General features: G+C 63.1%; 21 protein-coding genes and 1 pseudogene. 9 read left to right on the plus strand and 13 right to left on the minus strand.

Annotated features, from left to right (window positions below; genetic code table 11):
- Nucleotides 1–10 precede the first annotated feature (10 nt).
- From AK81_RS01765 to AK81_RS01790, 6 genes and pseudogenes are all read right to left on the minus strand, one after another.
- Nucleotides 11–394, minus strand: a complete 384-nt coding sequence (locus AK81_RS01765) for a hypothetical protein (protein ID WP_043196319.1) — start codon at nucleotides 392–394, stop codon at nucleotides 11–13.
- A gap of 260 nt (nucleotides 395–654) precedes the next feature.
- A pseudogene (gene bamA / locus AK81_RS01770) lies at nucleotides 655–1911 on the minus strand (outer membrane protein assembly factor BamA); the annotation flags it as partial.
- Complete coding sequence (locus AK81_RS29020) at nucleotides 1878–2114, minus strand: hypothetical protein (RefSeq protein WP_193393741.1); 237 nt, start codon at nucleotides 2112–2114, stop codon at nucleotides 1878–1880. The pseudogene bamA and the gene AK81_RS29020, both read right to left, overlap by 34 nt.
- Nucleotides 2115–2332: 218 nt before the next feature.
- On the minus strand, nucleotides 2333–3304 hold the full coding sequence (locus tag AK81_RS01780) for a biotin-dependent carboxyltransferase family protein (protein ID WP_043196323.1): 972 nt from the start codon (nucleotides 3302–3304) through the stop codon (nucleotides 2333–2335).
- Nucleotides 3301–4188: a 5-oxoprolinase subunit B family protein gene (locus AK81_RS01785; RefSeq protein ID WP_043196326.1), complete on the minus strand. Its 888-nt coding sequence runs from the start codon at nucleotides 4186–4188 to the stop codon at nucleotides 3301–3303. The genes AK81_RS01780 and AK81_RS01785 overlap by 4 nt, the downstream gene beginning before the upstream one ends.
- Before the next feature lie 90 nt (nucleotides 4189–4278).
- Nucleotides 4279–5037: a 5-oxoprolinase subunit PxpA gene (locus tag AK81_RS01790; RefSeq protein WP_043196327.1), complete on the minus strand. Its 759-nt coding sequence runs from the start codon at nucleotides 5035–5037 to the stop codon at nucleotides 4279–4281.
- Between the two features lie 120 nt (nucleotides 5038–5157).
- On the opposite strand from AK81_RS01790, the gene AK81_RS01795 reads away from it, so the two are divergent.
- The 5 genes from AK81_RS01795 (at nucleotide 5158) to AK81_RS01815 (ending at nucleotide 13103) form a co-directional block, all read left to right on the plus strand.
- A complete protein-coding gene (locus tag AK81_RS01795) occupies nucleotides 5158–6075 on the plus strand; it encodes a LysR family transcriptional regulator (RefSeq protein ID WP_043196330.1) in 918 nt (305 codons plus the stop codon).
- Between the two features lie 357 nt (nucleotides 6076–6432).
- Entirely contained in the window at nucleotides 6433–8499 is a 2067-nt protein-coding gene (gene treS / locus AK81_RS01800) for a maltose alpha-D-glucosyltransferase (RefSeq protein ID WP_043196332.1), read from the plus strand.
- 89 nt (nucleotides 8500–8588) lie between these two features.
- Nucleotides 8589–11573 (plus strand): autotransporter outer membrane beta-barrel domain-containing protein, encoded by a 2985-nt coding sequence (locus tag AK81_RS01805; protein ID WP_043196335.1) that lies wholly within the window; start codon nucleotides 8589–8591, stop codon nucleotides 11571–11573.
- A 189-nt stretch (nucleotides 11574–11762) separates the two neighbouring features.
- Nucleotides 11763–12392 carry a riboflavin synthase gene (locus AK81_RS01810; protein WP_043196336.1) on the plus strand — a complete coding sequence of 210 codons (630 nt, stop codon included), beginning with the start codon at nucleotides 11763–11765 and terminating at the stop codon, nucleotides 12390–12392.
- A 9-nt stretch (nucleotides 12393–12401) separates the two neighbouring features.
- Complete coding sequence (locus AK81_RS01815) at nucleotides 12402–13103, plus strand: YoaK family protein (protein ID WP_043196337.1); 702 nt, start codon at nucleotides 12402–12404, stop codon at nucleotides 13101–13103.
- On the opposite strand, the gene proP is transcribed toward AK81_RS01815, so the two are convergent.
- From proP to glaH, 5 genes are all read right to left on the minus strand, one after another.
- Nucleotides 13104–14606: a glycine betaine/L-proline transporter ProP gene (gene proP / locus AK81_RS01820; protein WP_043196338.1), complete on the minus strand. Its 1503-nt coding sequence runs from the start codon at nucleotides 14604–14606 to the stop codon at nucleotides 13104–13106.
- A 189-nt stretch (nucleotides 14607–14795) separates the two neighbouring features.
- On the minus strand, nucleotides 14796–15770 hold the full coding sequence (gene hemB, locus AK81_RS01825) for a porphobilinogen synthase (protein ID WP_028613032.1): 975 nt from the start codon (nucleotides 15768–15770) through the stop codon (nucleotides 14796–14798).
- A 238-nt stretch (nucleotides 15771–16008) separates the two neighbouring features.
- The gene (locus AK81_RS01830) at nucleotides 16009–16902 is read right to left on the minus strand and encodes a PA4780 family RIO1-like protein kinase (RefSeq protein WP_043196339.1); all 894 of its coding nucleotides are present in this window, start codon (nucleotides 16900–16902) and stop codon (nucleotides 16009–16011) included.
- An 87-nt stretch (nucleotides 16903–16989) separates the two neighbouring features.
- Nucleotides 16990–18243, minus strand: a complete 1254-nt coding sequence (gene lhgO, locus AK81_RS01835) for an L-2-hydroxyglutarate oxidase (protein ID WP_043196342.1) — start codon at nucleotides 18241–18243, stop codon at nucleotides 16990–16992.
- A gap of 114 nt (nucleotides 18244–18357) precedes the next feature.
- Complete coding sequence (gene glaH, locus AK81_RS01840) at nucleotides 18358–19335, minus strand: glutarate dioxygenase GlaH (RefSeq protein ID WP_050491826.1); 978 nt, start codon at nucleotides 19333–19335, stop codon at nucleotides 18358–18360.
- 184 nt (nucleotides 19336–19519) lie between these two features.
- Between glaH and csiR the strand changes: the two genes are divergently transcribed.
- The 3 genes from csiR to AK81_RS01855 all read left to right on the plus strand — a co-directional run bounded on the left by csiR (nucleotide 19520) and on the right by AK81_RS01855 (nucleotide 22529).
- On the plus strand, nucleotides 19520–20215 hold the full coding sequence (gene csiR, locus AK81_RS01845; RefSeq protein ID WP_043196344.1) for a DNA-binding transcriptional regulator CsiR: 696 nt from the start codon (nucleotides 19520–19522) through the stop codon (nucleotides 20213–20215).
- 264 nt (nucleotides 20216–20479) lie between these two features.
- On the plus strand, nucleotides 20480–21160 hold the full coding sequence (locus AK81_RS01850) for a response regulator transcription factor (protein ID WP_012272507.1): 681 nt from the start codon (nucleotides 20480–20482) through the stop codon (nucleotides 21158–21160).
- The gene (locus AK81_RS01855; RefSeq protein WP_043196345.1) at nucleotides 21138–22529 is read left to right on the plus strand and encodes a sensor histidine kinase; all 1392 of its coding nucleotides are present in this window, start codon (nucleotides 21138–21140) and stop codon (nucleotides 22527–22529) included. The genes AK81_RS01850 and AK81_RS01855 overlap by 23 nt, the downstream gene beginning before the upstream one ends.
- On the opposite strand, the gene AK81_RS01860 is transcribed toward AK81_RS01855, so the two are convergent.
- Complete coding sequence (locus tag AK81_RS01860; RefSeq protein WP_043196346.1) at nucleotides 22442–23287, minus strand: AraC family transcriptional regulator; 846 nt, start codon at nucleotides 23285–23287, stop codon at nucleotides 22442–22444. The genes AK81_RS01855 and AK81_RS01860 overlap by 88 nt on opposite strands.
- Before the next feature lie 112 nt (nucleotides 23288–23399).
- Here AK81_RS01860 and AK81_RS01865 point away from each other — a divergent pair, with 112 nt between their 5' ends.
- The gene (locus AK81_RS01865; RefSeq protein ID WP_043196349.1) at nucleotides 23400–24290 is read left to right on the plus strand and encodes an EamA family transporter; all 891 of its coding nucleotides are present in this window, start codon (nucleotides 23400–23402) and stop codon (nucleotides 24288–24290) included.
- Nucleotides 24291–24333: 43 nt separating this feature from the next.
- Here AK81_RS01865 and cysS read toward each other — a convergent pair whose 3' ends face one another.
- Nucleotides 24334–25716 carry a cysteine--tRNA ligase gene (cysS, locus tag AK81_RS01870; RefSeq protein WP_043196350.1) on the minus strand — a complete coding sequence of 461 codons (1383 nt, stop codon included), beginning with the start codon at nucleotides 25714–25716 and terminating at the stop codon, nucleotides 24334–24336.
- Between the last annotated feature and the right edge of the window lie 8 nt (nucleotides 25717–25724).

Consider the following 25724-nt stretch of genomic DNA (forward strand, 5'->3'; position numbering starts at 1 on the left):
AAAACATATTTCAGATTGGGGCGCGCATTGTAATGCTTTCCCCGGGGCTGACCAGCTCGCTGAGCCATACCAGTGGTCGGCCCGGGTCGTCGCCGGCCATCCGGTTGAACGTGGCTGAGTCGAGCATGTCCCTGACCTGGGTACCCATGCGCAGCAGGCGCTCGATGAAACCGGCGCCGACGTCGCCGTAGTCCTCAAGCGAAACACCGCTCTGGTTGTGCTGGATTGCCAGGTGGTAGTGACTGACCCCGGCGCCATTGCCACTGCCGCCCAGCACCACGGTGAAGCGTGGGCCGAGCAGGTTTGCCAGGCGCTGCTGGACCAGGTCGAGCAGCGCGACCGGTACTTCATCGTGGCGCAGTGTGGTGGGGAAACAAGGGGTGAAGGGAGGCATGGGTGTGTCCTGCGGGGCGGGTTCGAGTGTTGGCCAGCTTAGGCAAGGTGACTGTCAACTTGGGTTAAGCGGGGGTAAAAGCGGGTAATACTCAAACAGGCCCTACGCGGTCCCTGTAGGAGCGGCCTTGTGTCGCGATGGGCTGCGCAGCAGCCCCGTAAGTTGTTGCCGTGATGCTGAAATCCTGGGGCTGCTGCGCAGCCCATCGCGACACAAGGCCGCTCCTACAAGGGCCGTGCATGGCTGGTGCGTTGCGGGTATCAGAAGGTTTGCCCCAGCGAGAACTGGAAGATCTGGGTCTCGGCGTTGTCCGGCTTTTTCAACGGCGCTGCCAGGCTGAAGCTCAGTGGCCCCATCGGGCTGTACCAGGTCACGCCAACCCCCAGCGACACGGCCAACTGCGCCAGGTCGACGCTGCCGCAGCCCTGGGTGGTCGAGAGGTAGCAGGTGTCGGCATATACGTTGCCGGCGTCCACGAACAACGAACTGCGCAGCTGGCTCTGGTCCTTCACGAACGGCAACGGGAAAATGTATTCGGCACCGCCGGTCACCAGAATGTTGCCCCCCAGCACATCAGTGTCGCGGTCGGAGTAATAAGCCTGGCCGGCGCTGGCGTAGGTACCGGTGGCCGGGGTATTGCGCGGGCCGAGGGTGCCGTCCTTGAACCCGCGTACCGAGCCCTGGCCACCTGCGGTGTAGCTTTCATAGAACGGCAAGCCGTCGGTGGACCCGTAGCCGTTGCCGTAGCCCAGGCTGGTGTGCAGGCGCAGCGAGGTGTTGTTGGTCACCGGCAGGAAGGCCTGGCCGTTGTAGTCCAGTTTGTAGAACGACAGGTCGCTGCCAGGGGTTGTGGCCATCAGGGTCAGGCTTTGCGAGTGGCCTCGGGTGGCCAGCACGCCTTTGTTGAGGGTGGATTCCGACCAGCCGATCGAGGCCTTGAGGTTGTTGAAACTCTTGCCCTCACGGGAGATGAAGTCGTAGATCTCGTCGGCGCTGTAGGTACCCGGCGAAATGTCGTCGTGCTGTAGGGTCAGGCCGTAGGTCAGGCGTGAGGTTTCGTTGATCGGGTAGCCAAAGCTGACCCCGGCGCCGTAGCTGTTGATCGCATAGTACGAAACGCCATCGTCGTAGTAGTCGCTGTAGTCGGTGGTGTTGTAGAACAGGTTGTAGCCCAGGCTGACGCCATCGGCGGTGAAGTAGGGGTCCACGAAGCCGAAGTTGTACTTGGTCTGGTATTCGCTGCGGGTCAGCCCGATGGACACCTTGTTACCGGTACCCAGGAAGTTGCTCTGGCTGATCGAACCACCGAGGATCAGGCCGGCGCTCTGGGCGAAACCGACGCTGGCGGTGATCGAGCCGGAGGCTTGCTCTTCGACGCTGTAGTTGACGTCGACCTGGTCGTCAGTACCTGGCACCGGCGGGGTCTCGACGTTGACTTCCTTGAAGAAGCCCAGGCGCTCCAGACGGGTCTTGGACTGGTCGATCAGGTAGGTCGAAGCCCAGCCACCTTCCATCCGAAGCCGCCACGCAGCTGGAACTCCGGGTCGGCGGGGTAACCTTCTAAATCCGGGTCACCTGCTCGCTGCCCCTGGTCAGCCGGATAGGGTGAATCGGTACCCTCCGGCACTTCGAGCATCGCGTAGACGCTGCGTTCTGAAACGTCATGGGCATCGACAGCGCCGTCGGGTTTTACCGGAGGCAGATGGGATGGGCCGGGCATGAAGTGGTCCTTGTCTTCGAGCAAACTGAAGACATGAACACTATCGGGGAATCAATTCTCCAAGGAGTCTGGGGCTTCCCAAATGCTTGTAGGATCCTTCTCTACTTCAAGTTTCCAAACATTTCCCTGGCAACATCTTGCTAAAGGATAGCGCCCTGTAGAAGCGGGTTTACCCGCTCCTGCAGGGATCGCACAACCCATCCAGAAGCGCGTGGCGCTCAGCCAAAGAGCCTGGCCAGGCAGGCCAGTTTCTTCTTGTACGACCGCCGCGCCTCCAGCGCCTGCTCCAGGCTCACCGCCAGGAACCTTGCCTGCTGGTTGGGCTGCATCTGGCCGATCAGGTCGAGGTCGGCGCTGATCACCGTGCCGATCATGGCGTAGCCGCCGCCCGACACCGCATCACGGTGCAGGATGATCGGCTCCAGCCCCGCCGGCACCTGGATCGAACCGATCGGATAGCAGCTGTCGACGATGTTCGACGGGTCCGAGCCGGCACCGAACGGTTGCTCCCGCGGCTGGAAGCTCAAGGCGCTGCCGCCTTTGTAGCGGTAACCGATACGGTCCGCTTCGGAGCCGACTGTCCAGGCCTGGGTGAAGAAGCTTTGCGCTGCGGCTTCGGTCAGGCGATGGAAGTACAGCCCCGGCACCACCCGCACCACCACCTCGCCACCCAAGGCCTGGCGCAGGGCCATGGGCAGGCTTGCGCCGGCGCGGGTCTTGCCGCTGGGTACACCGACCGGCAGCAAGTCGCCAGCCATCAACTTGCGCCCCTGGAACCCGCCCAATGCCCCCAGCGCGTAGGTGGAGCGGCTGCCGAGCACCTCAGGTACATCAATGCCGCCGGCCACGGCCAGGTACGCACGGGCGCCCGCCGTGGGGAAGCCGAAGCGCAACACCTGCCCGGCACGCACGGCAAATGCCGTGTCCGGGCGCTGCTCGCGGCCATCCAGCAAAGCGGGCATCTGTGCACCGCAGACCGCCACCAGCACATCCTGCTGGAACTCCAGTTCCGGCCCCACCAGCGCACACTCAAGGGCTGCTGCGCCGGCCGGGTTGCCCACCAGGTGGTTGGCCGCGCGCAGGGCGTACTGGTCGAGTGCACCGGACGGCGGAATGCCCAGGTGGTAGTAGCCTTCACGGCCCAGGTCCTGCACCGAGGTGGCCAGGCCGGGTTTGAGTACCTTGATCATGCCAGCACCTCCTGCAGCGACTTGGGGTAACCGACCGGGTCGGCAAGGAAGGCGTCCAGGGAGAACTCGACCGGGCGAATACGCAGGTCGAAGCGGCCCTCCTCTACATCTGCCACTGCCTGGTCGTAAGCCCTGCGATCAATGGGCTTGAACTGCACGATGTCACCCGGGCGGAAGAACACCATGTGCGCCTTCAGGTAGTTCAGCGTTTGCTGAGGGTCGTAGATCGGTGCCGGGGTGACGCCGAACATCTGGTAGCCCCCTGCCCCGCGCACCGAGTAGATGCAACCGAAGCAACCGCCATGACCCAGGGTGAGCTTGGGCGTGTCGGTACGCGGTCGCAGGTATTTAGGCACCTGCAACTGTCGCTGGCGCTCGACCATCTGGAACATGAACGGCAGGCCGGCCACGAAACCGACCATCGACACGAACCAGGGCGCACCACTGTGGGCGGCGATGAAGGCGTCGACGTCGGCCAGCCCGTTGATGCGCGCCGCATATTCCAGGTCGGTGCTGGCCGGGTCCTGGTGGCGGTCACGGAAACGCATCAGGGTTTCATGGGTCCAGGGGTCGTTGTACAGCACCGGGATCTCGATGATCCGCGTCTGCAACGAGCGCTCGGCCACAGCCTCGGCCTCGGCACCTTGCACCGCTTCAAGCAGCGCCTGCGGCGCGATGCGGTCGGGGTCAAAGCGGATCTGGAACGAGGCATTGGCCAGGCACACGTCCAGCACGCCATCCAGCGCCAGCCGCTCCACCGCACGGGTGACGGCCATGCCCTTGAAGAAGGCTTCCAGCGACATGCTGTCGCTGACTTCGGCAAACAGGTGCTCGTCGGCGCCGAAGCTGTAGCGGATCGGGGTTATAGCAAGCGGTTCGGCCATGACTGTTCCTTTTCTTGGAATCTTTATAGAAAGGCAGGCGAAAACAAAATACACGGGCTCCGGCTTGTGCCAGCCGGATGCCTCACGGGCTCAGCGTGGCGCACGCACCACAATACCGGCCGCGTCCAGCGCCCTGCGCGTGGCCTCGACCAGGTCAAGCGCGCCGGGGGTGTCACTGTGCAGGCAGATGGAATCGAATTCGATGGCCAGGTCCTGCCCCTCGACCGTGCGCACCAGGCCCTGCTGGCATGCCCGCAACACGCGCTCGGCGACCGCGTTGGGCTCATGGCCCCGCACATTGCGGGTGAACACGATCGAGCCGCTCAGGTCGTACTCACGGTCGGCGTAGAACTCGCGAACCACCGGCTGGCCAAGGTCCTGGGCAATACGACAGATCACCGAGCCCGGCATGCAGTACAGCAGCAACTCCGGCTCGATTACCCGCAGGTTTTCCACCAGCAGGCGGGCAGCTTCTTCGTCACGCGCCAGGTGCATGTACAGCGCACCGTGCGGCTTGATGTGCTGCAAGCGTACCCCTTGGGCACGGGCAATTTCACGCAGTGCACCCAGCTGGTAGAGCATGTCGTCGACCAGTTCCTGGGCTGGTGCGTTGATATGCCGGCGGCCAAAACCGACAAGGTCACGAAAACCCGGGTGCGCACCCACCGCTACGCCCAGGGCCTTGGCCCGCTCGACGGTGCGGCGCATGGTGCCGGGGTCGCCGGCATGAAAGCCCGTGGCGATGTTGGCCGTGCTTATGTAGCCCATCAGCTCGTTGTCGACGCCGTCGCCAATGGTCCACGGACCAAAGCCCTCACCCATGTCCGAATTGAAATCCACCACCTGCATGACTGTCTCTCCTGGTGCTTGTGACTGCATGCCAGCCACGTTAGATTCTCCCTAACCCCTTGGGAAGATCTATAAACAGATAGGGTGTCTTCGGAAAATCAGATACCCCAGGAGCCAACCGTGTCACTGACCCTGCGCCAGGTCCGCTACTTCGTTGCCACCGCAGAGATCGGCCAGATTTCCCAGGCAGCCATCCACCTGAACATCTCCCAATCGGCGGTGACCACGGCAATCAAGGAACTGGAAGCCATGCTTGGCGTGCTGCTGTTCCAGCGCTCGGCCCAGGGCATGAGCCTGACCGAGGCCGGCCGGCACTTCCTCAACCGCGCCTACGTGATCCTGCGCAGTGTCGACGATGCGCTCAACAGCCCGCTGCCGAACGTGCGCGCCAGCGGCCTGCTGCGCCTGGCGGCAAGCTATACGGTGATCGGCTACTTCCTGCCACACCACCTGCAACGCCTGGAACACTGGCACCCGGATGTGACCCTGGAGCTGTACGAGCAGGAGCGCAGCGCCATCGAGCAAGGCTTGCTGGAGGGGCGTTTCGACATGGCGGTTGTGCTTACGGCCAACCTCACCCACCCCGACATCGTCTCGGAAACACTGTTCAACTCCGAGCGCCGGCTGTGGCTGCCCGGCCACCACCCGCTGTGCGAGCGTTCGGCAGTGAGCCTGGCCGATGTGGCCTGCGAACCGTTCATCCTGCTGACCGTAGACGAGGCCGAGCAAAGCGCCATGCGTTATTGGGAGCAGGCCAGGCAGCGCCCGAGCGTGCGGGTGCGGACCAGTTCGGTGGAAGCCGTGCGCAGCATGGTCGCCAATGGCAGTGGCGTGGCGATCCTGTCAGACCTGGTGCACAGGCCCTGGTCGCTGGAGGGCAAACGCATCGAGACGGTGACCATCAGCGACCCGGTGACACCCATGAGCGTAGGGCTGGCCTGGCACCGTGAGCGGGCGTTCAGCCCGGCGATGCAGGCCGTGCGTAATTACTTCCATGATGCGTTTCTGGCGCCGCAGCAGCTGTCTGCCCGGCGTTGATTGTGTCTTGGCAGGCCCGGCCCCTTCGCGGGTGAACCCGCTCCCACAGGTATCGCATAAGCCTGAAGCCTGCACAGTACCTGTGGGAGCGGGCATGCCCGCGAAGAATCCAGCGCGGTGGATGGCACCGGCTGCGCCGGTGTTCGCGGGCACGCCCGCTCCCACAGTGAACCGCAGAGGTTTTCAAAGTTTGGGCAAGACAATTGCTCCCACAGGGATCGCGCCGCACCATTGGCCAGTGCAGTACCTGTGGGAGCGGGTTTACCCGCGAAGAGGCCATCACAGGCCCAAGCCGAACGATCAGGCTGCAATGCCGTCATAACCTGAGCCGGTGCCGACACGCAAAGAGGACGCGAAATGACCCAGCCCGACCCGTCATACGTCAAATGGCTCGAAGACCGCGCCATGCTCAAGGCTTCCCAGGAGCGCGCAAGCCTGTATTCAGGCCAGTCGCGCCTGTGGCAGCAGCCCTACGCCGAAGCCCAGCCCCGCCGCGCGACCGAAATCGCCTCGGTCTGGTTGACCGTCTACCCCGACGCCATCATCGCACCGCAAGACTGCTCCGTGCTCGGCGCGCTGGCCCACGAAGCGCTGTGGAAGCGCCTGTCGGAGATCGGCATCCAGGGCCTGCACACTGGCCCGATCAAGTTGTCCGGCGGCATCCGTGGCCGCGAGCTCACCCCCAGCGTGGACGGTAACTTCGACCGCATCAGCTTCGACATCGACCCGCTGTACGGCAGCGAACAGGAGCTGGTGCAGATGAGCCGCATGGCCGCCGCACACAATGCCGTGACCATTGACGACCTGATCCCCTCGCACACCGGCAAAGGCGCCGACTTCCGCTTGGCCGAGATGGCCCACGGGCCTTACCCGGGGCTGTACCACATGGTGGAAATCCGCGAAGAAGACTGGCCCGTACTGCCTGAGGTGCCCAACGGCCGCGATTCGGTCAACCTGCTGCCGGCCCAGTGCGACGAGCTCAAAGCCCGCCATTACATCGTCGGCCAGTTGCAACGGGTGATCTTCTTCGAGCCCGGTGTAAAGGAAACCGACTGGAGCGTCACGCCGCCCGTTACCGGTGTCGATGGCAAAACCCGTCGCTGGGTATACCTGCACTACTTCAAGGACGGCCAACCCTCGCTGAACTGGCTGGACCCAACCTTCGCCGCCCAGCAAATGATTATTGGCGATGCCCTGCACGCTCTGGACTGCCTGGGCGCACGCGGCCTGCGCCTGGACGCCAACGGCTTCCTGGGCGTGGAAACACGGGCCAGCGGCACCGCCTGGTCGGAAAGCCACCCCCTGTCGATCGTCGGCAACCAGTTGATCGGCGGCATGATCCGCAAGGCGGGCGGCTTCAGCTTCCAGGAACTGAACCTGACCCTGGACGACATCGCGCAGATGTCCAAGGGCGGGGCCGACCTGTCCTACGACTTCATCACCCGGCCGGCCTATCAGCATGCGCTGCTGACCGGTGACACCGAGTTCCTGCGCCTGATGCTCAAGGAAATGCACGCCTTCGGCATCGACCCGGCCTCGTTGATCCATGCCCTTCAAAACCACGACGAGCTGACCGTGGAACTGGTGCACTTCTGGACCCTGCACGCCCACGACATGTACCTGTACAAGGGCCAGACCTTGCCCGGCAGCATCCTGCGTGAACATGTCCGCGAAGAGATCTACGAACGGCTCTCGGGCGAGCACGCGCCCTACAACCTGCGCTTCGTGACCAACGGCATCGCCTGTACCACGGCCAGCCTGATCACCGCAGCGCTGGGCATCCGCGACCTTGAGCAGATCGGTGCAGCGGACATCGAGCTGATCCAGAAAGTGCACCTGCTGCTGGTCATGTACAACGCCATGCAGCCAGGGGTGGTCGCGTTGTCTGGCTGGGACCTCGTCGGCGCCCTGCCCTTGCCCGCCGAAGCGGTCGCGCAGCGGATGCTGGATGGCGATACCCGCTGGATTCACCGGGGCGGTTACGACCTGGCCGGGCTCGACCCACAGGCCGAGGTATCGGTACGTGGCATGCCGCGGGCCCGAGCACTGTATGGCAGCCTCGACAGCCAGCTGGAAAGTGGTGATTCATTTGCTTCCAAGGTGAAGAAGCTGCTGGCCGTGCGGCAGGCTTACGGCATTGCTACCAGCCGCCAGGTGCTGGTGCCTGAGGTCAGCAGCCCAGGCTTGCTGGTGATGGTGCACGAACTGCCCGCCGGGCGCGGTATCCAGATCAGCGCACTGAACTTTGGCCAGGCAGCGATTGCCGAGGAGCTGCAGCTGACCGGGTTCACGCCCGGGACGGTCGTGGACATGATCAATGAAACGGTCGAAGGCGATCTGACCGAGGATGGGCGATTGCTGGTGAATCTGGACCCTTACGAGGCCCTGTGCCTGCGGATCGTCAACAGCAGTGCACACGTGTAATTGGCAATGAAAACACCTGCACGATCAATCAAATCGTAATATCGAATGGCCATATTGGGCGCCCCTGGACAATAACCCGTGGTCGCCCAATGCCTTTCACGCCCAACCGCCTGGCCCTGTGCATCGCCCTGGCCGGCGCCGCCTTCGCCCCCGCTGCCTTCGCCAAGGATTACCTGATCAACAATGCCAGCACCGATACCCTGGAGCTGAAGAAATCCGACACCTTGAAGGTGACATCGACCGGTAGCATCGTGGCCAGTGACGACGACGGCGTGATTCTGCCCAAGCACACCAGCGGCGCTTCCGTGAGCGTCGATAACGCCGGCATCATCCGCTCCACCGACGGCCGCGGCATCGACACCAAGGACGGTGGCGAAGACCCCAGCCACTACGTAATCACCAACCAGGCCGGGGCGCTGATTCAGGGCACCAACGACGGCTTGCGCTTCCAGACCAACCCCACGGCGGGCGGCAGCCTGAATATCGTCAACGCCGGCACCATCGAGTCCACGGTCGAAGGCCAGGCCATCGACCTGGAAACCCTGAACAACCCGGCCTTCACTACCACCTTGGTCAACCAGGCCACGGGGGTGATCCATGCCGTTGGCAACGACGCGATCAAGACCGGCTCCAACGCCACGGTCACCAACTACGGGCTGATCCATACCGACACCGCGCCGCAGGACAAGAACGGCCTGGACCAGAAGTACGACGGCATCAAGATCGGCACCTCCACCGGCGTCACCGTGTACAACCACGGCACCATCAGCGCCGACCGCCATGGCGTCGACCTGAAGACCGATGCCACGCTCTACAACTACGAAGGCGCCAGCGTTACCGGGCGCAACGGTTCGGGCTTCGGTTCCGATGGCAGCGGCACGGTGTACAACTGGGGCACCATCACCGGTGCTATCGCCGACGGCAAGATCAATGGCGATGGCGACGGCGTCGATATCGACAACATCGGCCATGTGTACAACGCCGGCACCATCCAGGGCCTGGGCGCCAAGGGCGTCGACAGTGGCGGCCGACCGAACGGCAGCGAAGGCATTGCCATGGGCGGCGGCAGCATCGTCAACACTGCCACCGGGGTAATTCGCAGCGTCGACAACGGCATTCTGGTGGATGACGGCGCAGAAGGACCCGGAGTGGCCGCCACCACCATCAGCAATGCCGGGCGCATCGAAGGCGACGGTGGCTTTGGCATCAAGCTGATCGGCGACTACGACGACACGCTAGTCAACAGTGGCACCATCAGTGGCGGCAACGGCCAGGCACTGAGCATGGGCGCCGGCAATGACAACCTGACGGTATTGACCGGCGGCGTATTCAACGGCCTGGTCGATGGCGGTGACGGCGCTGATAACGTCACCCTGGACGGCACCGGCAGCTTCGGCAACAGCACCCACTTTGAAACCCTCAAGGTCAGCGGCGGCAGCTGGACCCTGAGCAGCATCGACGACTTCAGCCTGGGCGGCGTGGTGACTTCGGGTGCCACGTTGATCAACCAGGGCAGCATTCTCGGCCAGATGCTGATCGAGCAAGGCGCCACCTATGCCGGTGGCGGCTCGGTCGGCGGGCTGCAAGTAGGAGGCACCCTGCTGACCAACACTGGCCTGGGTGTGGCTACGGTCGCTGGCGACCTGAGCTTCAGCCAGGGTTCAAGCCTGGTGTATGGCGTGAACGCCGATGGCAGCAGCGCACCGATCAACGTCAATGGCACGGCCAACCTCAATAACGCCACCCTGCGCGTGCAGCCTACCCCCGGCGAGTATCCGTGGCAGAGCCAGTACACCGTGCTGACGGCCGGTGCAGTCAACGGCACATTCGCCCAGGTAACCAGCGACTATGCCTTCCTCACCCCCACCCTGAGTTACACCCGCAACTCGGTGGGCCTGGCCTACGACCGCAACGATGTTGCCTTCGAGCAATACGCACAATCAGGTAACGCCGCGGGTGCCGCGCGCAGCCTGGCCGGCCTGGGGCAGAACAGCAACCTTTACAACGCCGTGCTCGGCACCACCACGACTGGCGCCGGCAATGCCATCGAGCAACTGTCGGCCAGCAACACCGCCAACCTGGCGGCTGCCACCCTGGCTGGCACGTCGCAGGTCGGCAGCACCATGCTCGGTGCCATGCAGGCGATGACCAGCGCAGGCAGCCTGCAAGTGGGCCTGAACGACAGCGACGGCCCTGCCCTGGCCGCCACGGGCGTGCCGCGTGAAGCGCGCAACCTCAACGACCCGAACGCCCAGGGGCGTGTCTGGGCACAGGCGCTGGGCAGCTACGGCAAGGTCGAGGGCAGCCACGGTGCCAGCGCGCTGGAGCAGCGCACCGGTGGTGGCGTGCTGGGCGTTGACTGGGCAGTGGGCGGTGAATGGCGCCTGGGCGTGCTGGGTGGCTACTCGCGCACGCGCCTGGACAGCAGCGGCCTGGATGGCACCGTGCGCAGCTGGCACGCCGGGGTATATGCCCAGCACCAGAGCGGCCCGCTGGCCCTGCGCCTGGGCGCGGCCTACAGCGGCCATGATGGCGACAGCAAGCGCGAGGTGGCTTTCGCCGGCTTCAACGAACGCCTCAAGGGTGACTACGATGCAGACAGCCAGCAGGCCTTCGTCGAACTGGGCTACGCCATGGGCCGCGGCCGCCTGAGCGCCGAACCGTTCGCCAACCTCGGCTACCAGCGCTATCACCGTGACAGCTACCGCGAACAAGGTGGCGACGCGGCGCTGGCGGTGGATGCCGATACCCAGGACAACTTCAGCAGCACCTTCGGCGTGCGCCTGGCGCACCTGGGGCAACTGGACAACGGTATGAGCCTGACGCCCCGGGCAACACTGGGCTGGCGGCACACCTACGGCAGCATCGATACCCGTACGCGGCAGGCGTTTATCGGTGGCGGTGATGCGTTCAGTGTCGAGGGCAGCGCAATCGATCGGGACAGCTTGCTGGTCGAAGCCGGGCTGGATCTGGGGCTGAGTGCGCGGCAGAGCATTGGCCTGGGGTACAGCGGGGAACTGGGTAGCAACAGCCGTAACCATGCGGTGGTTGGGCAGTGGCAGTTGAAGTTTTAAATCCTGGCTGCCTGTACCGGCCTCTTCGCGGCTAAAGCCGCTCCCACAGGGACTGCACAGGTTTCAAATACTGTGCATTACCTGTGGGAGCGGCTTTAGCCGCGAAGAGGCCGGTACTGTCACCTTGCTTTTGAGGCTTCAGAAGCATAGCGTTCGGGTGTTTTCTTTTCCGTGCCCAGGAGCAACTCCATGTACACCGGCATCGTCCAGGCCGTTCGCCCTCTGCTTGATGTGACCACCTACCCGGGCCACAACCAGTTCACTATCGACCTCACCCCGGAACTGCTCGACGAACTGAAGATCGGCGCCAGCGTCAGTGTCGAAGGCACCTGCCTGTCGGTTACCGAAATCGCCGGCACCCAGGTCAAGTTCGACGCCATGACCGCCACCCTCGAACGCACCAACCTATGCGCCTTCAAGGCGGGCCAGGGGGTCAACATCGAGCGTTCGGCGAAAATGAACGCCGAAGTCGGTGGCCACCTGATGGCCGGCCACATCGCCACCACCGCCGAAATCGTCGAACTGTCGATCAAGGAAACCGGCGCCTTCATCAAGTTCCGCATGCCGCCGGAATGGGGCAAGTACGTGTTCCCACGCGGTTTCATCGGGGTCAATGGCTGCAGCCTGACCGTCGCCGATGTCGACGACAACGTCATCACCATCAACCTGATCCCGGAAACCCTGCGCCAGACCACTTTTGCCAACTACAAGGCCGGCGAACGGCTGAATATCGAGGTCGATCACCAGACCATGGTGCTGGTCGATGTGGTGGAGCGCACCATCAAAGGCACCCTGGCCCGCGAAAAACTGCTGCCCTGAGGCCTGCCGATGCTGCCGAACGCCCTCCCCGCGCGCACGGCCAGGCGTCTACGCCTGCGAGTTTTACGTGGGCGTGTCGGCCTTGGCCTGGTCGCTGGCTTGTCGGTGCTGGCCGGCATGACCGATGCCATCGGCCTGCTGGCGCTGGGCGACTTCGTGTCGTTCATGAGTGGCAACACTACACGCCTGGCCGTGGCCATCAGTGAAGCAGACCTTGCCCTGGTGCTGCGCCTGAGTGGCGCGATACTGGGCTTCGTCGCTGGCAATGCGCTGGGCGTGCTGCTGGCGCGTGGCTTGCGCCGCCAGGCCTGGCCCGTGCTGCTGATGGTCGCCGTACTGCTGGCGTTCGCGGCAGCGTGGCCGTTGGCGGCCACCTTCCCGGCATTGTTAGCCGCCACGCTGGCCATGGGCATGATCAATGCCGTGGTTGAACAGGTGAACGGCCTGCCCATCGGCCTTACTTACGTCACCGGCGCCCTGTCCCGCTTTGGCCGTGGCCTGGGGCGTTGGCTGATGGGCGAGCGGCGCAACGGCTGGCGGGTGCAGCTGGTGCCCTGGGCCGGCATGCTGCTGGGGGCCGCGTTGGGCGCCTGGCTGCAACAGCACCTGGGCCTGCAGGCACTGGCTGGCAGCTGCGCGCTGGCCTGTGTGCTGGCCCTGGTGTCGTGGTTCATCCCGCGCGGCTGGCAGCGTGGCTACATGCCGCGCTGATCAATCGATGCGCGGGTGCTGCTGTGCCAGTGTCTCGCGCTTGGCTTCCAGCTCGGCGATCTGCGCATCGATGTCCTCGATCTTCTGCTCGATGTTGTCGTGGTGCTCCTGCAACAGCTCACGCGCTTCCTCGATGTCCGATGCCGCCGGTGCCGCACCGCGCAGCGGCTTGTTGGCGGTTTCCTTCATGGTCAACCCGGTCAGCAGGCCAACAGCGGCGATCACCATCAGGTAGTAGGCCGGCATGTACAGGTCGCCGGTGGTTTCGACCAGCCAGGCAGTGAGGGTCGGGGTAAGCCCGGCGATCAGCACCGAAATGTTGAAAGCGGCCGCCAAAGCGCTGTAGCGGATGTGCGTAGGGAACATCGCGGGCAGCGTCGAGGCCATCACACCGATAAAGAAGTTCAGCAGCACGGCAATGATCAGCAGCCCTGCGAAAATCAGCCCCAGTACGCCGCTGGTGATCAGCATGAACGCCGGAATGGCCAGGGCGAACAGGCCGACACTGCCGACGATGATGAACGGCCGGCGGCCAAACTTGTCGCTGAGCAGGCCGATCACCGGCTGCACGAACAGCATGCCGACCATGATCGCAATGATGATCAGCACGCCATGGTCTTCGCTGTAATGCAGGTTGTGCGAAAGGTAGCTGGGCATGTAGGTGAGCAGCATGTAGTAAGTGACGTTAGTGGCGATCACTACGCCAACGCAAGTCACCAGGCTGCGCCAGTGCTGGGTGGCCACTTCCTTGAACGACACCTTGGGCCCGGAGGCCAGGCCCTCGCGGTCGCCCTGTTCCAGCTTGTCGACATGCTGCTGGAACGCGGGTGTTTCTTCCAGCGCATGGCGCAGGTAGAGGCCGATGATGCCCAGCGGCAGGGCCAGGAAGAACGGCAGGCGCCAACCCCACTCAAGGAACTTTTCTTCACCCAGAATGGTGGAAATCAGCACCACCACCCCCGCGCCTAGCACAAAGCCGGCAATCGAGCCGAAGTCCAGCCAGCTACCGAGAAAACCGCGTTTGCGGTCGGGGGCGTATTCGGCGACGAAGATCGAGGCGCCGGTGTATTCGCCGCCCACCGAAAAGCCCTGGGCCATCTTGGCCAGCAACAACAGGATCGGTGCCCAGATGCCAATGCTGGCATAGGATGGAATCAGGCCGATGGCGAAGGTGCTGAGCGACATGATGACGATGGTCGCCGCGAGGATTTTTTGCCGCCCGAACTTGTCGCCCAAGGCGCCAAAAAACAGCCCGCCCAGTGGGCGAATCAGGAACGGCACCGAGAAAGTGGCCAGCGCCGCGATCATCTGCACGCTGGGGTCGGCGTTGGGGAAAAACACCTTGCCCAATGCATAAGCCACAAAGCCGTATACGCCAAAGTCGAACCACTCCATGGCATTGCCCAGCGCGGCGGCAGTGATCGCCTTTTTCATCTTGGCGTCGTCGACGATGGTGATGTCCTTCAGGCCGATTGGCTGGACGCGTTTCTTGCGAGGTTTCATGCCGTTGTCCCTGTCGATGAATGCTCTAAGGGTTCAGATACAACGGGACACTAAATAATTCAGCGCTTAATGATTTTTTGTGCGTGGGCAAGGCTGCTGGCGGGCTGGCCAGCCGAAATCCGCGCTCTCGCGATGGACAAAAAAAGCCGCTGCAATTGCAGCGGCTTTCATGTACCCGATGGCTTTGGCTCAGATACCTTCGCGGGCCAGGTCCATGGCGAAGTAGGTCAGGATCAGGTCGGCACCGGCGCGCTTGATTGCGCCAATGCTTTCACGCACCACCCGGCCTTCATCGATTGCGCCGGCCAGGCCGCCGAACTTGATCATCGCGTACTCGCCACTCACCTGGTACGCCGCCAACGGCAGGCGCGAGGCGGCGCGGATGTCGGCAATCACGTCAAGGTAGGCGCCGGCCGGCTTGACCATCAGCACATCCGCCCCCTCCTGCTCGTCCAGCAGCGACTCGCGCACGGCTTCGCGACGGTTCATCGGGTTCATCTGGTAGCTCTTGCGGTCGCCTTTCAGCGTGGTGCCGCCGGCTTCACGGAACGGGCCATACAGCGACGAGGCGAACTTGGTGGAGTAGGCCATGATCGCGGTGTCGTGGAAACCGGCACCATCCAGCGCGCTACGGATGGCCTGTACCTGGCCGTCCATTGCCGCCGACGGGGCGATGAAGTCGGCACCGGCAGCGGCGGCAATGACAGCCTGCTTGCCCAGGTTGGCCAGGGTGGCGTCGTTGTCCACGCCATGGTCATGCAGCACGCCGCAGTGGCCGTGGCTGGTGTATTCGCAGAAGCAGGTATCGGACATCACCACCATTTCCGGCACGGTGTCCTTGCAGATGCGCGACATGCGCGCGACCAGGCCGTTTTCGTTCCAGGTGTCGCTGCCGGTGGCGTCAAGGTTGTGCGATACGCCAAAGGTCATCACCGACTTGATACCGGCACGGGCATAACGCTCGATTTCCTGGGCCAGCAGCTTCTCGGGGATGCGGTTGACCCCAGGCATGCTGGAGATCGGCACGAAGTCATCGATGCCCTCTTCGACGAAGATCGGCAGGATCAGGTCTTCCAGGCGGAATTCGGTTTCCTGGAAGATCGTGCGCAGGGACTCGTTCTGGCGCAGGCGGCGTGGACGAACGGACGGGAATTGGTTGGACATGACAGCTCCAGGGCATTTTGAACGGCGTATACCTTATGCCTGTCGCGCGCCAGTGAAAAGGCTAAATGACGAGATTGTGTCTTGCGTCAATGGCAATGGCCAGGTTTTGCCTGTGCTGGCCCCTTCGCGGGCTTGCCCGCTCCCACAGGTATCGCGCCTGCCTTGAGAGCTGCGCGATCTGTGTGGGAGCGGGCAAGCCCGCGAAGGAGCCGGCACAGGCTAAAGCGCCTGCAACGCCTCACTGCAACCAGGGCGGCGTGGGCTCTTCTGCCTTCGCCGGCCCATGCTCGGCCTCGTCACGCGCTGCACGACGGCGGGCGTCATCGATCCGGGCTGCGTCGATCTCGCGCATCACCCCGGACACGTCAGCTTCATGTTCGTCATCCGCGAACACTCCGGTCAACGGGCTGTCGGGCAGCAAGTCACCGGCCTCGAACAGCGCCCACATCTCCTGCGCATACCGGGTGCTTTTCAGCTCCGGGGCAAAGCGCCCGAAATAATGGGCCATGTTGTCCACATCGCGCTGCAGCATGCTGAAGGCGTGGTTGTTGGCCGCTGCATCCACTGCCTGCGGCAAGTCGATGATCACCGGCCCATCCGGGCCGAGCAGCACGTTGAACTCGGACAGGTCGCCATGCACCAGCCCCGCACATAGCATCAGTACGATCTGGCGAATGACAAAGGCGTGGAACGTGCGGGCATCCTCGGCTTCCAGGTGCACGTCGTTCAGGCGTGGGGCAGCGTCGCCATCGGCATCCGTCACCAGTTCCATCAACAGCACGCCGTCCTGGAAGTCGTAGGGCTTGGGCACCCTCACTCCTGCACTGGCCAGGCGGAACAATGCCGCAACCTCGGCGTTCTGCCAGGCATCTTCGGCTTCTTTACGGCCGAACTTGCTGCCCTTGGCCATGGCCCGGGCCTGGCGGCTGTTGCGCACCTTACGGCCTTCCTGGTATTCGGCGGCCTGGCGGAAACTGCGCTTGTTGGCTTCTTTATAGACCTTGGCGCAGCGCACCTGGCTACCGCAGCGCACCACGTACACGGCGGCCTCCTTGCCACTCATCAACGGCCGCAGTACTTCGTCGACCAGGCCGTCTTCGATAAGGGGTTCGATTCTTTTAGGTGTCTTCATCAGGCTGTGTTCGGGGTCCTGGCTGTGATGGTCGACATCCTCTCACAGCCGGGGGCGACTTGCTCGTCTGTCTTCAGCCCAGGCTGATCAGACGCCCTGCTCTACGCTGTTGATCGGCAGCCTCGCCTTGGGGACTTTGCCACCTGCGAGGGTGACCTGCTCACACACCTTCTCGACGATGTAGGCGCCAATCGGGATGGCCGAAGTGGCGGCCGGCGACGGTGCGTTGCACACGTTGACGCTGCGCGCGGTGTTGACGAACAGGAAGTCGTCGATCAGCTTGCCGTCGCGCGACACCGCCTGGGCGCGCACGCCGGCCGGGTAAGGCGTGAGGTCCGCCTTGGTGATGCTCGGGCAGTACTTCTGCACCTGCTTGAGATAGCCGCCCTTGAACAGCGAGTTTTTCATCTCGATCAGGCCCGGGCGGAAGTTCTTCGCCAGCACCTTGAGAATGCCGGGCGTGGTCAGGGTCTGGAACAGGTCGCCGGGGCTGACGTCGGTCTTGCGGTAGCCCTCGCGCTTCATCGCCAGTACGGCGTTGGGGCCAACCGTGACGGTGCCGTCGATCATGCGGGTCAGGTGCACGCCCAAAAACGGCATCGACGGGTCGGGAATCGGGTAGATCAGGTGGTTGACGATCTGGTTGTGCTGCTTGGGCAGCAAGTAGTACTCGCCCCGGAACGGGCAGATGACAAACTCGGTGCGCAGGCCCAGCATGCTGACCACGCGGTCGGCCATCAGGCCCGAGCAGGTCACCAGGAAACGGCTACGGAACTCGTCGCGCTGAGTGCGCACGATCACTTCGCTGGCTTGCTCCTGCAGGCCGACCACCTCTGCCCCATAGCGGATTTCGCCGCCGGCACGCTGGAACTCAGCGCCCATCGCAGCGGTCACCTGGGCGTAATTGACGATGCCGCTGGACGGCACGAAGATGCCACCCATCCCCACGATATTGGGCTCGCGTTCGCGCAGTTCGTCGGCCGACAGCCAGTGGCGCTCCAGGCCGTTGGCCGCGGTACGCTCCCACAGGGCCTTCATGCGCTGCATTTCCAGCTCGTTGGTGGCCACCAGCAGCTTGCCGCACTCATCGAAGGGGATGCCGTGCTGGGTGCAGAAGGCCTTGGTGGCCTTGTTGCCTTCCAGGCAGAAGCGCGCCTTGAGGCTGCCGGGGGTGTAGTACACGCCAGCGTGGATCACGCCGCTGTTGTGACCGGTCTGGTGGCGGGCCGGGCCGGATTCCTTCTCCAGCAGGAGAATCTTCGCGTCCGGGTAGACCTTGATCAGGTGCATGGCCGTGGACATGCCCACAATGCCACCGCCAATAATGATGAAATCGTACACAGCCTTACCTCACACGCAGGCATTGCCTGGCTCGCTCACCAAGGCCCGCTCGGGCCCTGGTGGCATCATGTTGTGCAACGACGCATGGGCGGGCGCCCGCCCTGCGCCCTGTCATTATTGCCCGCGCTGGTACAGCGGTTTGGGGAAAGCGACGTAACCACGCTGGCGCATCAGTTCACGGCGCAGGCCCTCGTGCGGGGTGAAGCGGTCGCGACCATGCAGCCAGAACAGGTTGTTGATCAGCAGGAAGCTACCCACACCCACCGGTACCGACACCTTCTTCTCGCTGCCTTCCAGCGAATCGGACAAGGCGTTCAGCCAGATGCCTTCCTCGTAGTTTTCCGGCTGCACGAACTGGTCAATGTAGCGCATGGTCGGGCGGCCTTCGCCATCGGTGTCGAAAACGGAGTGGAACACATCTTCGGCGACCTTCTTGCTTGGCGGTGCGGTCCAGCGCATTTCGCGGCGGGCCATCGGGTGGCGGAAGAATTCCTCGCACTGCTCCCAGTCGTCAAGGTGCAGCAGCAGCGAGTTGCCGCCTTCCATGTTCTTTTCGTCGATCTTCAGCATCAGCACGTAATCGGTGATCTGGTTCACGAAAGTGCCGTCGTTGTGCAGCTCCATCACCCGGTGGGGCTGACGCAGGTAGCTGTCGGAGTTGTCGGAGTTGACCACCACGAAGCGCGCATAGAACTGGCCGCTCATGGCGTCGTAGTTGGAGCGGCCGATCAGGTGGGCGCAGGCGGTCGTGAACTTGACCATGTCTTCGGCCTGGCTCACGTCATCCAGGCCCAGCGGGGTAATCAGCATGCCGCCGGTGGCGCGATCGAGGATGCTGTTGAGCAGCACCGGGCGCAGGGTGCCCTGGCACAGCTCGTCAAGGATTTCACCCAGCCGGAAGCGCAGGAACGACTTGTACTCCAGCGCCTGCACCGGCCACTCGGCAACAGCCTGGACGAACGCTTCGACGGTTTCACGGGCGAAGGTCAGTTCAAGCAGGCGCGGCGACTGTTTCGAAGGGGCGATGGCGTAACCACGCGGCTCGAGCGGCAGTGGCATCACAAGTTCGTCGATCTGCGTAAAAGCGTTCATGGCAGTGTCCTGGCAGAAAAAGTGGAGAGCGCCGTCCGGTGGTGACCTGGATCAGTGCGGGCGAGGTAAAAATATCGCCACTAAATAGGAATGTCTACATTTTTATATTTAGGCGACAATTGTATTGTTTTTCGTCAGCAGGCGGTTTCGGTATGATCGGCAAAACGTTTTGAGGAACAGGATCTTGGACGCGCTCGCCCCCCGACAAAACTCAGCTATCAGCGGGTATGAGAGGCTCAAGAAGGACATCATCCGTGGCGTGTTCAAGCCCGGTGAAAAACTGTTGATGAGCGCCTTGAAGGAACGCTACGACCTGGGCGTGGGCCCGCTGCGCGAAGCCCTGTCGCAACTGGTGGCCGAGCACCTGGTCAACGCGATCAGCCAGAAAGGCTACCGGGTGGCGCCTATGTCGCTGGCCGAGATGAACGACATCTACGATGCCCGCGCCAACCTGGAGGCGATGATCATCGCCCTGGCCATCGAGCGCGGTGACGACACCTGGGAGGCGTCAGTGCTGGCCCACTCGCATACCCTGGCCAAGGTGGTGGAAGTGAAAACCCGCGAGCAGCGCCTGGATGTGTGGGACGAGCGGCACAAGGCGTTTCATACCGCCATTGCCACGGGCTGCGGCTCCAAGCACCTGCTACAGGCGCGCACCTACCTGTTCGACCAGGCCGAGCGCTACCGCCACCTGTGGCTGACGCAGACGGTGTTCTCCGAACAGGCCTTGGAGCTCAAGCGCCAGGAGCATGCGGCGCTGGTGGAGGTGATTCTCGCCCGTGACGCCAAGCGCGCCAGCGCCATGATGCGCTCGCACCTGATGACCCCGGTGCCGATCATTGCGCAGATCATGCATGCTGAAGGTATCGGCGCACGCTGAACCATCAATCCAAGGCTGCACGATACTCTGTGGGAGCGGGCATGCCCGCGAACACCGGCGCAGCTGGTGCCATCCATTGCGCAGCCTGCTTCGCGGGCATGCCCGCTCCCACAGTGACCGCGTGAGCTTCTGAATTTTGGCAAGACAGTTGATCCCACAGGGGACCGTGTCAAAGCGACCAGGTTGCTAGATGAATTTTTCTTAAATCGCCGGTTGTCTATTCTTTGGCACAATCAAATCTCTATTAGATGCCCAGGAACCAGCATGCCTCGCGTACTGACCATCGAAGACGACGCCGTCACCGGCCAGGAAATCGTCGCCGAACTTACCAGCCACGGCCTGGAGGTGGATTGGGCCGATAATGGCCGTGAAGGCCTGGCCAAGGCCATTGCCGGTGGCTACGACCTGATCACCCTGGACCGCATGCTGCCCGAGGTCGATGGCCTGACCATCGTCACCACCCTGCGCAGCCTCAAGATCGCCACGCCGATCCTGATGATCAGCGCCCTCTCCGACGTCGATGAACGGGTACGCGGCCTGCGTGCCGGCGGTGACGACTACCTGACCAAGCCGTTTGCCTCCGACGAAATGGCCGCACGGGTCGAGGTTTTGCTGCGCCGCAACAGCGTGCCCATGACCCAGACACGCCTGCAGGTCGCCGACCTGCAACTGGACCTGATCAGCCACGAGGCGCGCCGCGGTGACAATACGCTCAACCTGCTGCCCACCGAATACAAACTGCTGGAGTACCTGATGCGCCACAGCGGCCAGGTGATCACGCGGATGATGATTTTCGAAGAAGTCTGGGGCTACCACTTCGACCCGGGCACCAACCTGATCGACGTGCACATCGGCCGCCTGCGCAAGAAAATCGACTCCCCCGGCCAGTCGCCGCTGATCCGTACGGTACGGGGCTCCGGCTATGCCATTGCTGAACCCGTCTAAAGGCTGGAGCTCCTCCACCAGCCGCCTGCTGGCGCTGTACAGCTTTCTGTTCGTGGCCTGGAGCAGCATCCTCATGGGCGTGCTGTACTTCGAGGTGTCCAGCTACCTGAACAAGCTCACCCGCCATTCGATGCTGCAGCGCCAGCACCTGTTTGCACACATGAGCGGCAAGCAGCTGGACGACGCCCTGATCGCCAGCCAGGCCTTCGAGGAGCGAAGCTTCGACGCCTATGGCCTGTTCGACACTCAGCTCAACCCGATTGGCGGCAGTGTGCGTACCCTGCCCCCGGAGCTCAGGCTGGACGGCAAGATCCATGAGTTGAAACGCTGCCTGGATGCCGACGACCCACACCTGCCCCGCGACAGCTGCGATGCGGTGGCGATCAAAGTGCAAGATGGCCGCTGGCTGGTACTGTTCCGCGATAACGGCTCACTGTTCGTGGTTACCCGGATCATTCTCGATGCCCTGCTCTGGGGTATCTCCTTGACGCTGATCCCAGGCTTTGCCGGCTGGTATTTGTTGCGCCGCCGGCCGCTGAAGCGTATCCGCGCAATCCAGGCCCAGGCCGAGCTTATCGTCGCCGGCGACCTGACCCACCGCCTGCCGTTGTCGGCCCGGCGCGACGAGCTGGACATGCTGGCCGCCATCGTCAACGCCATGCTCGACCGCATCGAGCGGCTGATGCATGAGGTCAAGGGCGTGTGCGACAACATTGCCCATGACCTGCGTACCCCGCTTACACGCCTGCGCGCCCAGCTGTACCGCATTCGCCAGCAGAGCGACGTGGACTCTGCGCAAGCCGAGGCGCTGGACCAGGCCATCGGCGAAACCGACACCCTGATGGCGCGTTTTCGCGGGTTGCTACGCATCAGCGAACTGGAAGATCGCCAGCGCCGGGCCGGTTTCGTCCAGCTTGACCCGCATGAACTGCTGGTCGAACTGCACGACTTCTACCTGCCTTTGGCCGAGGATGGCGGCATCCATCTGGAATTGCACCAGCCCGCGCAGCTGCCAGCCCTGCACGGTGACCGCGAACTGCTGTTCGAGGCACTGGCCAACCTGGTGGGCAACGCCATCAAGTTCACGCCCGAGGGTGGGCAAGTGCGGATTTGCGCGACACAGGACGAGGCCGGCGTGCATCTGGCCATCGAGGACAGCGGGCCGGGCATTCCGGAGGAAGAGCGTACTGCAGTACTGAAGCGGTTCTATCGCAGCGAGGAAGGTCACCGCCACGCCGGTTTCGGGCTGGGTCTGTCGATCGTTGCCGCGATCGTTGACCTTCATGGGTTTGGGCTGGAGATAGGCGCCAGCGAGCTGGGCGGCGCCAGGCTGGTACTGCAGTGCCCATTGATAGGGGTAGCAAAGTAGCGGCTGGGCGCCTCGCCCAGCAAGCGCTTGAACACCGTCGCAAAGGCGCTCGGGCTGCTGTAGCCAAGCGCCATCGCGACGCGCGTGACGGGCTCACCCTTGCCAAGCCGAACCACGGCATCCAGCAAGCATGCCTGCTGGCGCCATTCGATAAAACTGATCCCGGTGTACAAGCGAAACTGGCGTGTGAACGTGCGCCGACTCATGCAGGCCCACTGCGCCATTCCATCGATACCTGTTTGCAGCGAGGGTGCCGCCAGAAAGGCCTTGCAGGCCTGGGCAAGGCGCGGTTCCTCGGGGATCGGCGCATTCAGCGAAAGCGCCGGCATGTCGCCAATCTCATGCAGCAGCAAGCCCATCAAGCAGGCATCACGCCCCTGTAAGGGGTACTGGGCAGGCACTCCGATCGCCTTCTCTAGCAGCTGCTGCACCAACGGGGAAACGGCGAAGACCTGGCAATGCCGAGGCAGGCCGACCCGCTCGGCAGCCTGCGGGCAAATGTAGGCATTGAGCATGATCACCGGGCCGCGCATCTGCATTGCATGGGCCAGTCGCGCAGGCACCCAGATGGCCCGCAATGGCGGCACGGCCCAGTTGCCTGCTTCGGTTGTCACTGTGATCACGCCGCAGGCGGCAAAGGCAAACTGCCCTCGATCGTGATGGTGTTCGGGGAAAAATTCGCCGTCGGCAAAAGCCTTCCTTGTTACCACCACTTCACACAGCGTGTCGGTGTACAGCGTATCTTCAGCGTATGTCATGGCCTGATTTTAATCAGATTTGACCTTCAATTGAAAGCGGGCCAAAGCGCTGCCCGGCATATTTGCTGATGCGTCAAGGCGCACTGCCGCGACATCAGAAGATTGCCCAACCATGCACAGAAAACACACGATCCTTGCCGTCCTGGTTACAGCCCTATGGGGCCTCAACTTCCCGCTCACGAAACTGGGTTTGGCCCACATAGACCCACTCCTGCTCACAGGCTTACGCTTCGCACTGTGCGCATTGCCGTGGGTGTTTTTTGTGAAGCGCCCGAAGGTCGCCGTCCATTGGCTAGGTGCCTATGGCCTGATCTTTGGCGTAGCCATGTGGGCACTGATCAATCTCGGGATCGCCATGGGGGTGCCAGCCGGCAGCGCCTCGCTACTGATCCAGTTCAGTGCATTTTTTACCCTGGCGTGGGGCTGTTTACTGTTTCGCGAGCCCCTGACCGGCCCGCAATTGGTCGGGATCGCGCTGGCGGCAACAGGGTTGGTTGGCATTCTGGCAGTGAGCCCCGGCAAAACCACGACCACAGGTTTGCTGCTGGTCTTGATCAGCGCGCTGGCCTGGAGCATCGGCAACATCATCATCAAGCTGTCAAAGGTGAAGGAAATCTTTGCCTTCGTCATATGGGCCAGCCTGTTTGCGCCAATACCTTTGCTGTCGCTGACCTGGTGGCTGCATGGCACTGCCGCGTTCGTGGCACTGGCCACGCAGGCGAATGCCGTCGTGGTCTTTTGCCTGGTATTCCAGGTGTATGCCGCGACGCACTTCTGCTATTGGGGATGGAACTACCTGTTGCGCGAATACCCGGTGTCCAGGGTAGCGCCGCTGTCGCTGCTGATTCCGGTATTCGGCATCGCCAGCTCAGCCTTGATTGTGGACGAGGTGCCTAGCGGGTGGGAGTGGCTGTGTATTGCCCTGATTTTATCGGCGCTGGTGGTCGGCATGAAGCCAGGGCGGGCGGTACTGGGCAGAAAACCGGTGGCTGCTGTTCACTAGCGTGAAGCGAAAGGGCTGCATGGCAGCCCCTTCGCGACATCGATCAGTCAGCCAAGCGCCAGGTAGTGGCGCCCTTACTGTCTTCCAACACCACGCCCATCGCGGTCAGCTGGTCGCGAATACGGTCCGACTCGGCCCAGTTCTTGTCGGTACGTGCCTGCAGACGCGCCTGAATCAGGCCTTCCACCTCGGCAGCATCGACCTTGCCTTCGGCACCCGCACGCAGGAAGTCATCGGCTTCCAGTTGCAGCACACCCAGCACCTCACCCAACTCGCGCAGGCGGCCAGCAAGGCCAGCAGCCGCCTGCGGGTCGCTTTCGCGCAGGCGGTTGATCTCGCGCACCAGGTCGAACAGTACGGCGCAGGCTTCGGGGGTGCCGAAGTCGTCGTTCATCGCCACGCTGAAACGCTCGACAAACGCTTCGCCGCCCTTGGCCGCCACCCGTGGCAAGCCGCGCAGAGCGTGGTAGAAGCGCTCCAGCGCGCCCTTGGCGTCGCGCAGGCTGTCTTCGGAGTAGTTGATCGCGCTGCGGTAGTGGCTGGCCACCAGCAGGTAACGCACCACTTCCGGGTGGTACTTCTCGAGCACGTCGCGGATGGTGAAGAAGTTGTTCAACGACTTCGACATCTTCTCGCCGTTGATCCGGATCATGCCGCAGTGCATCCAGGCGTTGGCGTACTGCTTGCCAGTGGCCGCTTCGCTCTGGGCAATCTCGTTCTCGTGGTGCGGGAACTCCAGGTCGCTGCCGCCGCCGTGAATGTCGAAGCTCTCACCCAGGCAGCAGGTGGACATCACCGAGCACTCGATGTGCCAGCCCGGACGGCCCGGGCCCCATGGCGATTCCCAGCTCGGCTCGCCCGGCTTGACGCCCTTCCACAGCACGAAGTCCAGCGGGTCCTGCTTGGCTTCGTCGACCTCGATGCGTGCACCGATGCGCAGGTCTTCGATCTTCTTGCGCGACAGCTTGCCGTAGCCGACGAACTTGCCGACGCGGTAGTACACGTCGCCATTGCCCGGGGCGTAGGCGTAACCCTTGTCGATCAGGGTCTGGATCATCGCGTGCATGCCGGCGATATGGTCGGTGGCACGCGGCTCCTGGTCTGGCGGCAGGATGTTCAGGCGGCGCTCGTCTTCGTGCATCGCATCGATCATGCGGGCGGTCAACGCTTCGAAGCTTTCGCCGTTCTCGTTGGCCCGGTTGATGATCTTGTCATCGATGTCGGTGATGTTGCGCACGTAGGTCAGCTCGTAGCCGCTCTTGCGCAGCCAACGGGTGACCAGGTCGAAGGCCACCATGCTGCGGCCATGGCCCAGGTGGCAGTAGTCGTACACGGTCATGCCGCACACATACATGCGCACCTTGTTGCCATCCAGCGGCTTGAAGGTTTCCTTCGCTTTGCTCAGGGTGTTGTAGATGGTAAGCACGGCGTTTC

The organism is Pseudomonas putida W15Oct28, assembly GCF_000708715.2.
Lineage (GTDB): Bacteria > Pseudomonadota > Gammaproteobacteria > Pseudomonadales > Pseudomonadaceae > Aquipseudomonas > Aquipseudomonas putida_R.

Excerpts from the sequence above, each read along its gene's own strand:
- AK81_RS01765 (WP_043196319.1), bottom strand. The coding sequence starts at position 394 with ATGCCTCCCTTCACCCCTTGTTTCCCCACCACACTGCGCCACGATGAA.
- AK81_RS29020 (WP_193393741.1), bottom strand. The coding sequence starts at position 2,114 with ATGCCCGGCCCATCCCATCTGCCTCCGGTAAAACCCGACGGCGCTGTC.
- AK81_RS01780 (WP_043196323.1), bottom strand. The coding sequence starts at position 3,304 with ATGATCAAGGTACTCAAACCCGGCCTGGCCACCTCGGTGCAGGACCTG.
- AK81_RS01785 (WP_043196326.1), bottom strand. The coding sequence starts at position 4,188 with ATGGCCGAACCGCTTGCTATAACCCCGATCCGCTACAGCTTCGGCGCC.
- AK81_RS01790 (WP_043196327.1), bottom strand. The coding sequence starts at position 5,037 with ATGCAGGTGGTGGATTTCAATTCGGACATGGGTGAGGGCTTTGGTCCG.
- treS (WP_043196332.1), top strand. The coding sequence starts at position 6,433 with ATGACCCAGCCCGACCCGTCATACGTCAAATGGCTCGAAGACCGCGCC.
- AK81_RS01805 (WP_043196335.1), top strand. The coding sequence starts at position 8,589 with ATGCCTTTCACGCCCAACCGCCTGGCCCTGTGCATCGCCCTGGCCGGC.
- AK81_RS01810 (WP_043196336.1), top strand. The coding sequence starts at position 11,763 with ATGTACACCGGCATCGTCCAGGCCGTTCGCCCTCTGCTTGATGTGACC.
- AK81_RS01815 (WP_043196337.1), top strand. The coding sequence starts at position 12,402 with ATGCTGCCGAACGCCCTCCCCGCGCGCACGGCCAGGCGTCTACGCCTG.
- proP (WP_043196338.1), bottom strand. The coding sequence starts at position 14,606 with ATGAAACCTCGCAAGAAACGCGTCCAGCCAATCGGCCTGAAGGACATC.
- hemB (WP_028613032.1), bottom strand. The coding sequence starts at position 15,770 with ATGTCCAACCAATTCCCGTCCGTTCGTCCACGCCGCCTGCGCCAGAAC.
- AK81_RS01830 (WP_043196339.1), bottom strand. The coding sequence starts at position 16,902 with ATGAAGACACCTAAAAGAATCGAACCCCTTATCGAAGACGGCCTGGTC.
- glaH (WP_050491826.1), bottom strand. The coding sequence starts at position 19,335 with ATGAACGCTTTTACGCAGATCGACGAACTTGTGATGCCACTGCCGCTC.
- AK81_RS01850 (WP_012272507.1), top strand. The coding sequence starts at position 20,480 with ATGCCTCGCGTACTGACCATCGAAGACGACGCCGTCACCGGCCAGGAA.
- AK81_RS01855 (WP_043196345.1), top strand. The coding sequence starts at position 21,138 with ATGCCATTGCTGAACCCGTCTAAAGGCTGGAGCTCCTCCACCAGCCGC.
- AK81_RS01860 (WP_043196346.1), bottom strand. The coding sequence starts at position 23,287 with ATGACATACGCTGAAGATACGCTGTACACCGACACGCTGTGTGAAGTG.
- AK81_RS01865 (WP_043196349.1), top strand. The coding sequence starts at position 23,400 with ATGCACAGAAAACACACGATCCTTGCCGTCCTGGTTACAGCCCTATGG.